Annotated in this window: 11 protein-coding genes and 1 riboswitch; of the genes, 9 read left to right on the forward strand and 2 right to left on the reverse strand. The window is 42.5% G+C overall.

The window, feature by feature from the left end; all coding sequences use genetic code 11:
• Window positions 1–15 precede the first annotated feature (15 nt).
• A complete protein-coding gene (locus tag LJE11_RS14340; protein WP_227296129.1) occupies window positions 16–993 on the forward strand; it encodes an NAD-dependent protein deacetylase in 978 nt (325 codons plus the stop codon).
• 100 nt (window positions 994–1,093) lie between these two features.
• Here LJE11_RS14340 and LJE11_RS14345 read toward each other — a convergent pair whose 3' ends face one another.
• Both LJE11_RS14345 and LJE11_RS14350 read right to left on the reverse strand, forming a co-directional pair.
• A complete protein-coding gene (locus tag LJE11_RS14345) occupies window positions 1,094–1,405 on the reverse strand; it encodes a helix-turn-helix domain-containing protein (RefSeq protein WP_082433126.1) in 312 nt (103 codons plus the stop codon).
• Window positions 1,406–1,548: 143 nt separating this feature from the next.
• Complete coding sequence (locus LJE11_RS14350; protein ID WP_025580635.1) at window positions 1,549–2,007, reverse strand: Lrp/AsnC family transcriptional regulator; 459 nt, start codon at window positions 2,005–2,007, stop codon at window positions 1,549–1,551.
• 218 nt (window positions 2,008–2,225) lie between these two features.
• On the opposite strand from LJE11_RS14350, the gene LJE11_RS14355 reads away from it, so the two are divergent.
• The 8 genes from LJE11_RS14355 (at window position 2,226) to LJE11_RS14390 (ending at window position 15,851) form a co-directional block, all read left to right on the forward strand.
• Window positions 2,226–3,569, forward strand: a complete 1,344-nt coding sequence (locus tag LJE11_RS14355; protein ID WP_025580637.1) for an MATE family efflux transporter — start codon at window positions 2,226–2,228, stop codon at window positions 3,567–3,569.
• A gap of 162 nt (window positions 3,570–3,731) precedes the next feature.
• Window positions 3,732–3,825: riboswitch (cyclic di-GMP riboswitch) on the forward strand.
• A 179-nt stretch (window positions 3,826–4,004) separates the two neighbouring features.
• Entirely contained in the window at window positions 4,005–4,820 is an 816-nt protein-coding gene (locus LJE11_RS14360) for a substrate-binding periplasmic protein (RefSeq protein WP_025580638.1), read from the forward strand.
• Window positions 4,804–6,987: an ATP-binding protein gene (locus tag LJE11_RS14365; protein WP_025580640.1), complete on the forward strand. Its 2,184-nt coding sequence runs from the start codon at window positions 4,804–4,806 to the stop codon at window positions 6,985–6,987. Before LJE11_RS14360 ends, LJE11_RS14365 begins: the two co-directional genes overlap by 17 nt.
• Complete coding sequence (locus tag LJE11_RS14370) at window positions 6,987–8,837, forward strand: ABC transporter substrate-binding protein (protein WP_055058088.1); 1,851 nt, start codon at window positions 6,987–6,989, stop codon at window positions 8,835–8,837. The genes LJE11_RS14365 and LJE11_RS14370 overlap by 1 nt, the downstream gene beginning before the upstream one ends.
• 5 nt (window positions 8,838–8,842) lie before the next feature.
• Window positions 8,843–11,791, forward strand: coding sequence for a hybrid sensor histidine kinase/response regulator (locus LJE11_RS14375; protein WP_118569800.1), 2,949 nt, complete (start codon window positions 8,843–8,845; stop codon window positions 11,789–11,791).
• Between the two features lie 67 nt (window positions 11,792–11,858).
• Window positions 11,859–12,746, forward strand: coding sequence for a putative ABC transporter permease (locus LJE11_RS14380; RefSeq protein WP_008706845.1), 888 nt, complete (start codon window positions 11,859–11,861; stop codon window positions 12,744–12,746).
• Window positions 12,747–12,771: 25 nt separating this feature from the next.
• Window positions 12,772–14,661: a DNA helicase RecQ gene (gene recQ / locus LJE11_RS14385; RefSeq protein WP_008706843.1), complete on the forward strand. Its 1,890-nt coding sequence runs from the start codon at window positions 12,772–12,774 to the stop codon at window positions 14,659–14,661.
• A 20-nt stretch (window positions 14,662–14,681) separates the two neighbouring features.
• The gene (locus tag LJE11_RS14390) at window positions 14,682–15,851 is read left to right on the forward strand and encodes a M20 metallopeptidase family protein (protein WP_227296130.1); all 1,170 of its coding nucleotides are present in this window, start codon (window positions 14,682–14,684) and stop codon (window positions 15,849–15,851) included.
• The last annotated feature ends 299 nt before the right edge of the window (window positions 15,852–16,150 follow it).

Consider the following 16,150-nt stretch of genomic DNA (forward strand, 5'->3'; position numbering starts at 1 on the left):
AGGAGAATGAAAAAAATGAGCTGTTATGAAAATTTGGTAATGAAAACACAAATGAACTATTCCAGACACTATAGTACCTATGCATCCGGCGGTACTGCTGCAGTGTTGAGCAAACAAAAACCACTTTCTTATGAGGAACAGATTCAGGAATTTGTTCGCAGAGTGCAGGAGGCAGAGTGTATCATAGTAGGCGGAGCATCCGGTTTATCAGCGGCTGGAGGTGGTGACTTTTATTATAGTGATACCCCTTCTTTTCGTGAGCATTTTGGAAAATTTGCAGATAAGTATGGATTCAAAGGTGCTTTTAGCGGCATGATGCATCGGTTTTCTACAAGAAATGAACACTGGGGATATGTGGCAACCTTTTTAAATGCTACACAAAATGCCCCTATCAGAGATCCATATCTGGATTTGGATAGAATCTTGCAGGGAAAGGACTTTCATATCTTAACGACTAATCAGGATACACAGTTTGTAAAGATTTATCCGGAAGAAAAGGTCAGTGAGATTCAGGGAGATCATCGTTTCTTCCAGTGTTCCCAGTGCTGTCAGGATGAAACATGGGATGCCGTACAACCTGTGGCAGATATGATTGCGGCTATGGGAGAGGGGACAATGGTGCCGGATGAACTGATTCCTCGCTGCCCTCATTGTGGTGCGGAAATGTTTCCGTGGGTAAGAGGATATGGGAATTTTCTGCAAGGGAAAAAATACGAAGAAGAATATGAGAAAATCTCAAAATACATTCAAAAGAACAAAGATAGAAAAATTCTCTTGATAGAACTTGGAGTAGGGCGCATGACACCGATGTTTATACAGGAACCGTTTTGGGAACTGACAAACAGTTTGAAAGATGCATATTATATTTCCGTAAATTCAGAATATCAGTTTTTGCCGGAATTCATTGAAGATAAGGGAATTGCTATTTTGGGAGATATAGGAACAGTGTTAAAAGATTTGCGGAAAGCAAAAGAGGAAAGTGCATTTGTATAGGATGCTTGTTCTTGATATTCCACTTGATGGAGAAACATTAGAATATTGATTGATACAAAACTGCACTCAGGGATATTGTGGGTGCAGTTTTGTATTAAAATTATTGATTACGATACAGTTTCTGATATGCAGTAGGTAATATCTGAAATATATCTCGGAAAGCCGATGTAAATTTACTTTGGTTTTTATATCCCACAGCGGCGGCAATTCCCGAAATAGATTTATCTTCCTGCAACAGCATATTCGATGCCAACTTCATACGGTATTCTTTCATGTAAGAAGCGATGGGCATTCCATAGACTGCTTTGAAAACGGATTTCAAAGTAGTGGTGTTCATCAGATACTGCTTTGACAACTCTTCAATAGTATAGTGGCGTTTTAGGATATGTTCCCGTGTACGAAAAATGGGCATTTTATTGTTATTTTGAAAAGCTGCGAGGCGTTTCAGGAAGAGCAAACTGTTGAAGTCAAAAAGTGGCTGGGAGCGTTATATTTAATTCACTTTGGCAAGGTGATATGACTGTATGGATCAAGGTTGGTTGCAGCTTCTGACTTTTATAGCCGTAATCCTTTAATATCTTTAATGCGTGATAAGATCATATTGCAACTGCAGCTGATAATGCCAGGCAGTGTATCAATGACATTGTGCAGGAAGTACTCCATTTCATCACCTGATGAAGCAACGGCATGTACATGAAGCCTGTCTCTTCCTGTGACACGGTAAATCTGTGAGACTGTATCATTTTTGTACAATATATCTGTCACCTGCGCCAGGTACTCCGGTTTTGTTTCAATTTCAAAATAGCATGATACAGCCCCACTGATTTTTTGCGGATTAATAATTGTTGTATATTCTTCGATTACGCCTCTTTTCTCCAAAGCCTGGATACGGGCTTTTACTGCCACTCTGGAAATACCGGTTTCTTCACCGATATCAGAGTAAGAGATACGTGCGTTTTCTATAAGCAGCCGGATAATCTTCTGATCCAGCTCATCTAAACCGTCCAGGTACATAAGTTCCCTCCTGTAAAATAATATAAAATAATATCCATCTGATAGCAGCTTTTTTCAATATCAAATATCATATCATTTATATTACTAAAAGTAAACAGCAGCTTGACTTATTTGCTGTAACTACATATAATTGTTGCGTAACGAAATCTTAAACTTACATTTTGAAAATACAATCGTGATTTCGGATAAAAAGCAGGAATTGATGGAGGAAAATGAGAATGTCAAAAGATGAATATTTAATCACAGATGCCCCTCTTAAAGCACTGACTGTTTTTGCAATGCCTATGATTCTGGGCAGCTTCTTTCAACAAGTATATAATATGGCTGATTCCATTATCGTAGGTCAGTTTGTGGGATCCTCTGCACTTGCGGCAGTTGGAGCCTGTGCCGCTTTGACCAATGTTTTCATCTGTGTGGCTTTGGGAGCCGGTGTAGGAGCAGGTGTACTTGTGAGCCGCTATTTTGGAGCTCAGAATTATAGCAAAATGAAAACAATTGTGTCAACATCGTTGATCAGTTTTCTGATTCTGAGTATACTTCTGGGGGTTTTTGGCTTTGTTTTTTCTCATTTTATGATGAGTTTATTACAAACACCTGCTGACATACTGGATGAAGCGGTACTGTATCTGCGTGTTTATTTTGTGGGATTTCCCTTTCTGTTTATGTACAATATCCTTTCAACGATGTTCAATTCCATCGGTGAATCGAAGATTCCGCTGGGCCTTTTGATATTTTCTTCTGTTTTGAATATTGTTATGGATCTTTGGATGGTGGCAGGTTTAGGGCTGGGTGTGTTCGGTGCCGCCCTTGCAACTCTCATTGCGCAGGGGATTTCCGCAGTGTTTTCGCTTTTGATTTTCTTTAACCGGATGCGTCGATATAAAAGCCGCTTTAACTGGTTTGACAGGCAGGAGTTACATTCCATGCTTCGTATTGCAGTACCATCGGTTCTTCAGCAATCCACAGTGTCAATTGGTATGATGATCGTACAGGCGGTTGTAAATCCCTTCGGTACACAGGCGCTGGCAGGTTATGCGGCAACCATGAGAGTAGAGAATGTTTTTTCACTGATATTTGTATCCATTGGAAATGCGGTTTCGCCCTATGTTTCCCAGAATCTTGGAGCAAAGAAAATTGAACGTATTAAAAAAGGATATCACGCTGCACTGGTGTTAGATCTGTGTTTCGCAGTCCTTGCTTTCATAGTCATTGAAACACTGCACACCCCAATTTCTTCCTTATTCCTTGGAAAAGATGGAACCGCTCTGGCATATCAGGTGTCCGGGGATTATATGAAATGGCTGGGATATTTCTTTATTTTTATGGGTATTAAGATGGCAACAGATGGAGTTCTTCGTGGACTTGGAATTATGCGGCCGTTTCTCATTGCCAATATGGTAAACCTTGCCATTCGGCTGTCAGTTGCCTTGATTTTTGCACCGCGTTATGGAATTGCATTTGTCTGGCTTGCTGTACCGGCCGGATGGCTTGCGAATTTTCTGATCTCCTATGGGGCACTTAGAAAATCATGGCCGGTTGATGAAGGAGTTTCATTCCGGTAAATTTCTCTTAAGTTTTGATGGGAAGCTGGATTTGTATGTTAAGAGGTATATTTTCGTTACTGTTCACTGGCAATATCCTGCGAAGCGTGTTGCTGTGAACAGTAACATATTTTCTTATAGACATGATATAGTATGAGTGCTATAATAAAAATAATTTTTTATGGCATTTATTGGCAAACCGGTTGAAAAGCCGGGGCGCAAAGCCAGAAGGAGCTAAAGTCAGATTGAAATCTGGCCATGCCAGCCGGTTGCATCATGCCTCAGTAATAAAAAAAGGTAAATGTTAAATGGGCATTATGGAAAAAGTTCCTGTAAAATTTTTTACAAGGAACTTTTTTTTGTCTTCAAGCGGATATTCGCAACCTCCGCAGGGGACTTACCTGATTCGGTTAAATTTGATGGAAAATAGAGAAGAACAGCAGGAATGGAGAAAAGATGAAAGGAAAAAGAGTGATTGCAGGCATTCTGCTTGTGGGAATTTTAGCAACTGCCCTGGCAGGGTGCAAAAATGCAGATGTTACTAAAAAAGAAAGAGAAAAGCCCGTTATCACCCTGGGCAGTGACAGTTATCCGCCATACAATTATCTGAATGAAGATGGAATCCCCACAGGAATTGATGTGGAACTGGCTACAGAAGCTTTCAGAAGAATGGGGTATCAGGTGGATGTTGTCCAGATCAACTGGGAGAAGAAAAAAGAACTGGTAGAAAGCGGAGAGATCGACTGTATTATGGGCTGTTTTTCCATGGAAGGACGCCTTGACGATTACCGCTGGGCAGGACCCTACATAGCAAGCCGCCAGGTAGTTGCTGTAAATGAGAGCAGTGATATCTATAAACTAAGTGATCTGGAGGGAAAGAACCTTGCCGTCCAGTCCACAACCAAACCGGAAGGCATCTTTCTGAACCGGACAGATGAAAGGATCCCCAAACTGGGCAATCTGATCAGTCTTGGGCACAGGGAACTAATCTATACCTTTCTGGGAAAAGGATATGTAGATGCAGTTGCTGCACATGAGGAATCCATTGTCCAGTACATGAAGGATTATGATGCAAGCTTCCGTATCCTGGAAGATCCGCTGATGGTGGTCGGGATAGGTGTTGCTTTTGCAAAAGAGGATGACAGAGGAATTTGTGAGCAGATGGATCAGACGCTGGAAGAAATGCGTCAGGATGGCACATCCCTGAAAATCATTAAAAAATATCTGGATGATCCCCAGAAGTATCTGGAGGTGGATAATCTTGGATATTAGGAGAAGAATAAAAGTAAAGCGATTCTGGATATTCGGCATTCTGCTTGGAATCTGTGTGACTGCAGCTTCCCTGTATTACTTTTTTCAGGCAGAGAAAAAGGAAGCAGAGAACAGGATGGTGAAAACTGTAAACTATGTCAAAGTGCAGTGTTCCACCTACACCCATTATAATGAAGCTTCGGAATCTAAAAGTCTCCTCCGCGCCATTGAAAGTGCCAGACAGATGAGTACGAATATCGACATGGAAACAGAAAACGGCTGCCGGTTAAGCCAGGAGTTTCTGAAAGAAAATCTGCAGACCCTCTGGGTGGATGGTATCCTTGTGCTGGATGCAGAGGGAAAGACAGTCTGCAAATACAGCATGGATGAGGCTCTGACCAATGAGATCACAGATTATCTGCAAAAAGACATTATCATGGATTTTACCGGATATGAAGAAAGATCTTATTCGGAACGGATTGACCGAGAAGACGGATCACGTATCGACATTGCAGCCTGTGCCAGAAAAGATGCACCAGGTATGGTTGCAATTTATTATTACACATCTCCGGAATTTGTCAGAAATTATACCCTGACAATACAGAACCTTTTAAATGGCTATAGCACTCAGAAAGATGGAACGATTATTGTTGCAGATAAGGGAACCATCGTTGCCAGCAACGATGAAAGCCTGCTGGGACAGGATACTGCCGGCAATCAGGTTGTCCAGGCAATGAAAGAGCATACAGACAGTCAGCATATTTTTCATTTAAAAAATGAAGGAACCAGATGTTATGGAATCATGCTGAAGCAGCGGGATTATTATATTTATGCCTATCTTCCGGATACGGAAGTATTCCGTAACCTGCCGCTAAGTGTAACAGCTGTCGTTTTTCTTTATTTACTCATATTCGGTATATTCTGCTTCTGGGGTTACAGAGCGGATCTGGCACACCGGAAACAGGAACAGGAAAAAGATGAAAAATATAAAGCAGAACTTCTGAGAACAGCAAAAAAAGCAGAAGCAGCCAATGAGGCAAAAACCGAGTTTCTGCAGCGAATGAGCCATGATATCCGGACACCGATCAATGGAATCTGCGGCATGATCAATGTGGCAGACTATTATGCAGACAATATGGAGAAACAGACGGAATGCAGGGCAAAGATCAAAGAGGCATCTCATCTGTTGCTGGAACTGATAAACGAGGTTCTGGACATGAGCAAGCTGGAGTCAGATGAAGTGGTTCTGGAAGAAATCCCATTTAATCTGAACAGTATTTCTGAGGAAATACTGGGTGTGATCGAACATATGGCTACAGAGCAGAATATCCGGATCATTTGGGAAGAGAAAGAAGTTACACACTGGAATCTTATTGGAAGTCCGGTGCATGTGAAACGGATTCTAATGAATATTTTGTCTAATGCGGTGAAATATAACAAAGAAAACGGATATGTCTATATCAGCTGTCGGGAAATCCCATCGAAACAGACAGCAATGACCACATTGGAATTTGTCTGCAGAGACACCGGAATTGGAATGACAGAGGCATTCCAGAAACGCATTTTTGAACCATTTGCACAGGAACATGCAGGAAGCCGCACAAAATTCGCCGGAACAGGGCTGGGAATGCCAATCACAAAAAAACTGGTGGAAAAAATGAGCGGAACCATTTCCTTTGAAAGTAAAGAAGGCACAGGGACTACATTTGTGATCCGGATTCCATTCCGGATTGACACAGATATGAAGGACAGGACTGAAGCTGAAGAAAAAACGGAAACTTCTATCCATGGACTCCATGTTCTTCTGACAGAGGATAATGAGCTGAATATGGAGATTGCAGAATTTGTGCTTCAGAATGAAGGCGCTGTGGTGACAAAAGCATGGAATGGACAGAAGGCTGTTGACATATTCAGAAAAAACAGACCTGGAGAATTTGATGCTATTCTTATGGATATTATGATGCCTGTCATGAATGGATATGAAGCAGCAAAGATGATCCGCTCTCTGGACAGAGAGGATGCAAAAGTGATACCGATCATTGCCATGACAGCAAACGCGTTCACTGAGGACAAAATGAGAGCAAAGGAAGCAGGAATGGATGAACATATTGCCAAGCCTGTTGATGGGAAATTATTAGTAAAAGTGATCAATGAGTTAGTAAAACGCGATCAGAGGGAGAAGTTATAATGAAAAAGAAAAAATGGAACAAGTTAGTTTCTGTGCTTTTGGCGATGGTGACAGCCGTATCACTTCTGTCTGGCTGCGGCGGGAAAAGTGCGGAAAAAGAAGATGCAGAAACCATCACAGTGTATTTATGGAGCACAAAGCTGTATGAAAAATATGCGCCATACATCCAGGAACAGCTTCCGGATATCAACGTTGAATTTGTAGTAGGCAATAATGATCTGGATTTCTATCGTTTTCTGAATGAAAACGGCGGATTGCCGGATATTATAACCTGCTGCAGGTTTTCCCTCCATGATGCAAGCCCCCTGAAGGACAGTCTGATGGATCTTTCCACAACCAATGCTGCAGGTGCTGTCTATGATACCTACCTTAACAATTTCAAAAATCAGGATGGCAGCGTAAACTGGCTTCCTGTGTGTGCAGATGCCCATGGCTTTGTAGTGAACAAAGATCTTTTTGAAAAGTATGATATTCCTCTTCCAACGGATTATGAAAGCTTCGTTTCTGCCTGCCAGGCATTTGATGAGGTGGGTATCCGTGGGTTTACTGCAGACTATTACTATGATTATACCTGTATGGAAACACTGCAGGGTCTGTCTGCATCAGAGCTGTCTTCTGGGGATGGACGTAAGTGGCGTACCATCTACAGTGACCCGGACAATACAAAGAGAGAAGGTCTGGACAGTACCGTCTGGCCGGAGGCTTTTGAACGTATGGAGCAGTTTATTCAGGATACAGGGCTGAGCCAGGATGATCTGGATATGAATTATGATGATGTGGTTGAGATGTACAAAAGTGGTAAGCTTGCCATGTATTTCGGCAGTTCTGCCGGTGTAAAAATGTTCCAGGATCAGGGCATTAACACAACATTCCTGCCATTCTTTCAGCAGAACGGCGAAAAGTGGCTGATGACTACACCATATTTCCAGATAGCTTTAAACCGTGACCTGACAAAGGATGAAACACGTCGGCAGAAAGCAATGAAGGTACTGAACACAATGCTTTCAGAGGATGCGCAGAACCGGATCATTTATGATGGGCAGGATCTGTTAAGCTATAGCCAGGATGTGGATTTCCGGCTTACGGAATATCTGAAGGATGTGAAACCTGTGATCGAAGAAAACCATATGTATATCCGTATTGCGTCAAATGACTTTTTTTCCATTTCTAGGGATGTGGTGTCTAAGATGATCTCAGGAGAATATAATGCAGAGCAGGCTTATCAGTCATTTAATTCCCAGCTTCTTGAAGAAAAATCCACTTCTGAGGATATTGTGTTGGATTCAAAGAAAACTTATTCCAATCGTTTCCATACCAGCGGAGGCAATGAAGCCTATTCTGTTATGGCAAACACTTTGCGTGGTATTTATGGGACGGATGTGCTGATTGCAACAGGAAACAGCTTTACAGGAAATGTACTGAAGGCCGGTTATACAGAAAAAATGGCAGGCAACATGATTATGCCAAACGAGCTTTCCGCTTACAGCAGTGAGATGAGCGGGGCAGAACTGAAGGAAACGGTCAGAAACTTCGTAGAAGGCTACCAGGGAGGCTTTATCCCCTTTAACCGTGGCTCTCTGCCTGTGTTCAGTGGTATTTCTGTAGAAATCAGGGAAACGGATAATGGTTATACATTGAGTAAAGTTTCAAAGAATGGAAAACAGATTCAGGACAAGGATACTTTTACTGTGACCTGCCTTGCAGCACCACAATATATGGAAGCTTATCCGGCAGAGGAAAATATTGTATTTGATGGAGGGGATACCTCTGTGGAAGATACCTGGACAACATATGTTTCAGATGGTAATGCCATTCTTGCAGAGCCTGAAGACTACATTACTCTGAGGTGAGAAGAATGGATGTTAAGAATCATAATACAAACAGAAAGAAACGGGTTGTGAGAAAACGATGGAATGCAGCAGTTCTTATTGCCCTATTTGTTGGAATCCTTTTGACTGTTTTCCAATATTTGGGGTTTGTATCGAAGACTGTTTATGAGGAAAGTGTTTCTCACCTGACAGAAATTTTTCATCAGTCTGATAATATGCTAAGTGAGCTGACAAATAAGAATCTGACTTATCTCCATATATGGGGGGAATATCTGCAGAACACTTCCGATGAAAGTGAAATTCGTGAGTATATAGAGAAAGCACAGGAAGATGCAGGCTTTTTAGATTTTTATTTCCTGTCAGCGGACGGGAACTATAAGATGGTAACAGGTGAAACCGGGTATCTGGGATTACAGGAAAATATTGAAGATGAGATCCGGCAGGGAAATGATGTGATAACCAATGCAACAGTTCCCGGAAAATCCCAGCTCCTTGTTTTTGCCACTCCCAGGCCTCATGGAAGTTATCAGGGCTTTGAATATGATGCCATTGCCATTGCCTATGAAAACTCTGATATCGTAAATGTGCTGAATATTTCTGCTTTCAATGGAAATGCCCAGAGTTATGTGGTTCATCCGGATGGCCGTGTTGTTGTGGATCATTCTTCTGAGGCATGGGGAGAGGTGTATAATTTCTTTGGGATTCTGAGAGAACATTCTACTCTGTCTGAAAAAGAGATCCTTAAGCTTTCAGAAGAGTTTAAGGAAGGACATACAGATGCAATGCTGATAAATCTGGATGGAGAGGATTACTATCTGGTCTATGAGAAATCCAAACCTCAGGACTGGATCTTTCTGGGACTTGTCCAGGCTGATATCGTCAATGCAAGTATGAATGTTCTGCAGCGTAGCACTGTGCTGCTTGTAAGTGCAGTAGCGGTGTGTATTGCCGGTCTTTTTATTGGAATTATTCTCCGGAAAAACAGGGTAAACCTGAAGAGAAAGGATACGGAGATCCTGTACAGGGACGAATTGTTTCAAAAGCTGTCAATGAATGTAGATGACGTTTTCCTGATGCTGGATGCAAAAACATATCAGGCAGATTACGTCAGTCCCAATGTGGAAAAACTGCTGGGAATTACAGTAGAACAGATTCGTAAAGATATTTGTGTCCTTGGGAAACTGCATCCCGGGGACGTTGAAGATCCGGAGAAGAAGTATCTGGAAGAAATCCAGGTTCATGAGCAGCAGGAATGGGATCTTGAATATGTTCATCAGAAAACAGGAGAACACCGCTGGTTTCATAACGTTGCAATGGGCAGCGAGGTAAACGGAAAAAAGAAATATATCCTGGTTCTGTCAGATCGTACCTCTGATAGAAAAATGAATCAGGCCCTTTCTGAGGCGGTCCGCGCTGCGGAGACTGCAAACAAGGCAAAGAGCACCTTCCTTTCCAATATGTCTCATGATATCCGTACACCAATGAATGCGATTATTGGTTTTACTACACTGGCTGTAAGCAACATTGATGATAAAGAAAGGGTTCGGGATTATCTGGGTAAGATTCTTTCCTCCAGTAATCATCTGCTCTCACTGATCAATGATATCCTGGATATGAGCCGTATTGAGAGCGGGAAAATCCATCTGGAAGAGACGGAAGTCAGTCTGTCAGAGGTTCTTCATGATCTGAAAACCATTATCAGCGGACAGATCCATGCGAAACAGTTAGAGCTTTACATGGATGTCATGGATGTTACCAATGAGGATGTTTATTGCGACAAGACCAGGCTGAATCAGGTACTGCTGAATCTTTTGTCCAATGCGATCAAGTTTACTCCTGCAGGCGGAACCGTTTCTGTTCGGCTGAGAGAGTATCCGGGTACACAGAGAGGCTGTGAACTGTACGAAATCCGGGTAAAGGATAACGGAATCGGCATGAGTCAGAAATTTGTACAGAAGATCTTTTCTCCTTTTGAGAGAGAGCGGACTTCCACTGTAAGCAGGACTCAGGGTACAGGACTGGGCATGGCTATCACCAAGAACATCGTGGATATGATGGGCGGAACCATTGAGGTTCAGACAGAACAGGGCAAAGGTACTGAATTTATTATCCGTCTGCCATTGCGGATTCAGCCTGAGAACCACCGTATAGAGAAAATCGCAGAACTGGAAGATCTGAAGGCATTGGTAGTAGACGATGATTTCAATACCTGTGACAGTGTGACTAAGATGCTTGTAAAGGTTGGAATGCGTTCGGAATGGACACTTTCCGGTAAGGAGGCTGTTCTCCGTGCACGACAGTCTATGGAAATGGGGGATGCATTCCACGCTTATATCATTGACTGGCGTCTGCCTGATATGAATGGCATTGAAGTTACCCGTCAGATCCGCAGTCTTGGTGATGATACGCCAATCATTATCCTGACTGCTTACGACTGGTCAGATATTGAAGTGGAAGCCAGGGCAGCAGGGGTGACTGCGTTCTGTGCCAAACCTATGTTTATGTCAGATATCAGAGAGACTCTGATGGCTGCTATCGGTCAGAAGCAGGCCGGGGCAGAGGATAATATTCTTCCGGCAGCAGATTCAGATTTCAGAGGCAGGCAAATACTGCTTGTGGAAGATAATGAACTGAACAGAGAAATTGCAGTAGCACTCCTTAGTGAATATGGTTTTCAGGTTGATACAGCGGAAGATGGAGCAGAGGCTGTGGAGAAGGTTAAGAATTCAAGACCAGGTGATTATGATCTGGTGCTTATGGATGTGCAGATGCCTGTAATGAACGGATATGAGGCTACTGAGCAGATCCGTTCACTGGATGATCGGGCACTGGCGGGAATTACGATCCTTGCCATGACTGCCAATGCTTTTGACGAAGACAGAAAGAAAGCACTGGCATGTGGTATGGATGGATTTCTATCCAAACCAATTGTTATAGAGGAGTTGATCAGTACATTACAAAACAGTCTGGGGTAAGTTTTCTGTTTGAACTGTGATAATGGGATATGAAAAGTGGTTTGATGAAAGCAAGGAGGAGCAACGAATGATTTGTGGAATGACGTATTTTCAGATATGTCTGTATTTTCTTATTTATTCTTTTGGCGGCTGGGTTGTTGAAGTTATTTTTCATGCAGTAGCGTTGGGAAAAGTTATAAACAGAGGTTTCCTGAATGGACCGGTTTGCCCGGTATATGGATTTGGGGTGCTTTCTGTTTTTGCTTTGCTCAATACAATTCAGGGCAGCGGGCGTCAGATGAGTGATGGAATGATTTTTGTGTTTGGAATTGTTCTGGCAACTGCGGTGGAACTGGTTGCAGGCTGGCTGCTGGATGTGTGTTTCCATGCAAGATGGTGGGATTATTCAGATAAACCCTTCAATTTTCATGGCTACATTTGTCTGGAGTTTTCTCTGATCTGGGGACTGGCTATCGTTATGGTGGTAAAAGTTTTCCAGAAGTATGTAGAGGCACATGCGTTACATACACCTGCAACCTGGGAGTGGATTGTGATAGCAGTTTTGTATGCTGTGTATCTGACAGATTTTATTGTGACGGTAGCAGTGATCCAGGGACTGAATAAAAAGCTTACCAGACTGGATAAAGTTCGTTCAGATTTGAGAATTGTAAGTGATAAACTGAGTGATACTCTGGCTACGACTACGATTGGCACAGCACAGAAAGTGGGAGAAGGAAAGGTTCAGGCAACTCTTGCAGCAGCAGAATTGCGTGATGCAACTGCCGCACAGCGAGAAAAATCTATCGAAATGCTTCGTATAAAAAGAGCGGAGCTTCAGGCTCAGTTTGAGGAACTGTCCAGTTCTATTACCAATCATACCGTTGTCGGTCAGGGGCGTATCATCAAGGCATTTCCGAAGATGCAGCACAGAGACTATTCCGAACTGATTCAGGAGCTGAAAAAGAAATTAAAATAGATTAAAATGCAGAGGGAGGCTTCAGGTGAACAGACAGGCAGTACAAACCTTAAAGACTTATTTTGGATATGATACATTCAGAGAAGGGCAGGAGAGTGTTGTGGAGTCCATTCTGGAACACCGGGATGTGCTTGCAATCATGCCGACAGGAGCTGGAAAATCCATCTGTTATCAGGTACCGGCACTGATGCTGTCAGGAATTACGATTGTAATTTCTCCTCTGATCTCACTGATGCAGGATCAGGTAAAGGCTTTGAATGAAGCGGGAATACATGCCGCATTTATCAATTCTTCACTGTCGGAAAGTCAGATTAGCAAGGCGTTGTACCTGGCAGCAGGAGGAAGATACAAAATTATTTATGTTGCACCGGAACGTCTGGAAAATTATGAGTTTCTGGAATTTGCCAGACAGGTGGAGATTTCCATGGTGACAGTGGATGAGGCACATTGTATTTCACAGTGGGGACAGGATTTCAGACCAAGCTATGTCAAAATCGTAGACTTTGTAAAAAATCTTCCCGGTCGTCCGATCGTCAGTGCTTTTACCGCAACTGCAACAGAGGAAGTAAAGAACGACATTCTCTGTACTTTAAAGCTGGAAGATCCGAAAGTAGTGATCACCGGGTTTGACAGAAAGAATTTATATTACAGCGTGGAAAATATCCGGCGAAAAGACGATTTTGTGATGGATTACATAGACAGACATCCAACAGAGAGCGGGATTATTTACTGCTCTACAAGAAAAAATGTGGACAATCTTTTTGAACTGCTTTTCCAAAAAGGAGTTGCTGTTACCAGATATCATGCAGGACTGAATAATGAAACCAGAAAAAAGAATCAGGATGATTTCATTTACGACAGAACCCCTGTTATTATTGCAACAAATGCATTTGGAATGGGGATTGATAAATCCAATGTGAGATATGTGATCCATTACAATATGCCGCAGAGTATGGAGAATTATTATCAGGAGGCAGGACGTGCAGGGCGTGACGGAGAGAATTCCCAGTGCGTTCTATTGTTTTCTGCACAGGATGTTATAATCGACCGAATGCTTCTGGATAACAAAGATTTTTCCGATGTGGATGAAGAGGATGAATTTCTCATTCGTCAGCGGGATATACGAAGGCTTCAGATCATGGAAGGATATTGTAAAACAACAGGATGTCTGCGAAATTATATTCTGGAGTATTTCGGTGAAAAGACCTTCGGTCCCTGTGATAATTGTGGAAATTGCCACAGAGAATACCATGAGACAGATATGACCAGAGAGGCGAAGTGGGTAGTGAACTGTGTAGCTGAGACGAGAGGAAGGTATGGACTGACAATTGTGCTTGGTACTTTGCTGGGGGCTAAGAGAGCCCGGTTGAGGGAGCTTGGAGCAGATAAGTATAAATCTTATGGAGCATTGAATGATCACAGTGAGGCAGAACTCAGGGCACTGATCAGCCAGATGACTGAGATGGGATATCTCTATCAGACACAGGAACGTTACAGTGTGCTGAAACTGGGCGATATTTCTCCGCTAAGAGATGAAAATACTCACGTGATCATGCGTACTTACGAGGAAAAAGAACCGGATAAAAAGAAAAAGCCCCAGAAATCTGTCAGAAAACGCAGTACAGATGCGCTTACGGCAGCAGGTTACGATTTATTTGAAGCTCTGCGGAAACTTCGTCTGGAAATTGCAAAAGAGGAAGCCATGCCTCCATATATCGTGTTCAGTGATAAGACGCTGATAGATATGTGCATCAAATGTCCATCAAATGAAGAAGAAATGCTGGAGGTTTCCGGTGTGGGCGAGAATAAGCTAAAGAAATACGGTCAGAGATTTCTGGAAGAGATACAGAAGTTCTGCCTGGAACGTCCGAATGCGGTTTTGAGTATGTCGGAAGATGAAAATGGTAATCCCTAAGAACAAAGGTTGGAAAACAGATGAATATAGAAAAATATACGGAAGAATTAATCACATTGAGACATTACTTTCATCAACATCCGGAGCTGGCACTTCAGGAAGTGGAGACGTCTGCATATATCCGGAAATATCTGGAGAAACTGGGATATGAGATTGTGCCGATAGAACCTACAGGATTAATCGCGGAACTTCCATCTCTGAGAAACAGGGAGAAACTGGTTGTACTCAGGGCGGAGATGGATGCATTGCCCATACAGGAGCAGACAAATCTACCATATGCATCAGTAAATCAGGGATGTATGCATGCCTGCGGTCACGATATGATCCTGGCAGCAGCACTGATCCTTGCAAAAATTGTGGCAGAAGAGCAAAGAATGCAGGAAAGTTTTCCGGTCAGGCTCCGGTTCCTTTTTGAACCTGCAGAGGAGATTGGTGAAGGTGCAAAAAGAATGCTTCAGGCCGGAGCATTAGAGAATCCGAAAGCAGATGCATTTCTGATGTTTCATTACGCAGCGGACATGACATTTGGAATGGCAGTGCATCAGGGACAGGCATCTTCCATGATCAACAGTATGCAGATTCATGTTCATGGAAAATCCAGTCACTGGTGTGAAGCGGATAAGGGGATTGATGCAATTTATGCAGCTGCTCAAGTGATAAGTGCCATTCATGATCTGAATGAAAGTTTTGGAAAACAGCATCCGGATGCAGGAAAATATATTGTGGGTACGGGTACGATCCATGGCGGTGAATATACGAATATTATTGCAGACCATGTGGTATTAAACGGAAATATACGCGCAGTTCATGAAGAAACTTACATGGCACTTGAGCACGAGCTGGAGAGAAATCTGCAGGAAATTGAAAAGCAGACTGGCACACAGATCCGTATGGAATTTCCAAAAGATCCGGTATATGCGTTTGCCAATGATGAGGAACTTACAGAGACAGCAAAGGTAGTGGGGGCAGAAGTATTCGGAGATAAATTTGTTCTGGAAGGAGAAGATGAGTTGTTTCTTTCCGGTGACAACGCATACAGATATTTTAGAGAAACCAGAGGACTTTTCACAGTATTTCTTGCGGGAATACCAGGAGAAAATCATCCTCTGCATCATCCGAAATTTCAATTAGATGAGAGGATACTGCCGTACAGCGTGGAAGCATTGTATAAGATTATAACTACATTATGAGTATTGCAATTTTGGAAAATAATGAATTGTGATGTGGTTCAGCAGAGCGTGAAATTCTACTGAACTGGATTAATATATTATTTACGCAGATTGCTATGGAAGGAACGTCAGCAGGATGGATAATTTGTATCTGTTCTGCTGTTTTTTGAGTATACTCGTAATAATTTCAGAGAATACTGTAAATTAACCAAATTAAGTAAGCCCTGCTTCAATTGAGGATATCCACCTGACTCTATGAAAAATCTCGTTACTGTTCACTCCGTTCACAGTAACGTAGCCAAAATTCATTCCAGATTGCC

The organism is Blautia sp. DFI.1.216 (assembly GCF_020594215.1).
In the GTDB taxonomy this organism is placed as follows: domain Bacteria; phylum Bacillota; class Clostridia; order Lachnospirales; family Lachnospiraceae; genus Blautia_A; species Blautia_A wexlerae.

What these genes read in the sequence shown, in the direction of transcription:
- LJE11_RS14340 (WP_227296129.1), top strand. Translation starts at nt 16, where the DNA reads ATGAGCTGTTATGAAAATTTGGTAATGAAAACACAAATGAACTATTCC.
- LJE11_RS14345 (WP_082433126.1), bottom strand. Translation starts at nt 1,405, where the DNA reads ATGCCCATTTTTCGTACACGGGAACATATCCTAAAACGCCACTATACT.
- LJE11_RS14350 (WP_025580635.1), bottom strand. Translation starts at nt 2,007, where the DNA reads ATGTACCTGGACGGTTTAGATGAGCTGGATCAGAAGATTATCCGGCTG.
- LJE11_RS14355 (WP_025580637.1), top strand. Translation starts at nt 2,226, where the DNA reads ATGTCAAAAGATGAATATTTAATCACAGATGCCCCTCTTAAAGCACTG.
- LJE11_RS14360 (WP_025580638.1), top strand. Translation starts at nt 4,005, where the DNA reads ATGAAAGGAAAAAGAGTGATTGCAGGCATTCTGCTTGTGGGAATTTTA.
- LJE11_RS14370 (WP_055058088.1), top strand. Translation starts at nt 6,987, where the DNA reads ATGAAAAAGAAAAAATGGAACAAGTTAGTTTCTGTGCTTTTGGCGATG.
- LJE11_RS14375 (WP_118569800.1), top strand. Translation starts at nt 8,843, where the DNA reads ATGGATGTTAAGAATCATAATACAAACAGAAAGAAACGGGTTGTGAGA.
- LJE11_RS14380 (WP_008706845.1), top strand. Translation starts at nt 11,859, where the DNA reads ATGATTTGTGGAATGACGTATTTTCAGATATGTCTGTATTTTCTTATT.
- LJE11_RS14390 (WP_227296130.1), top strand. Translation starts at nt 14,682, where the DNA reads ATGAATATAGAAAAATATACGGAAGAATTAATCACATTGAGACATTAC.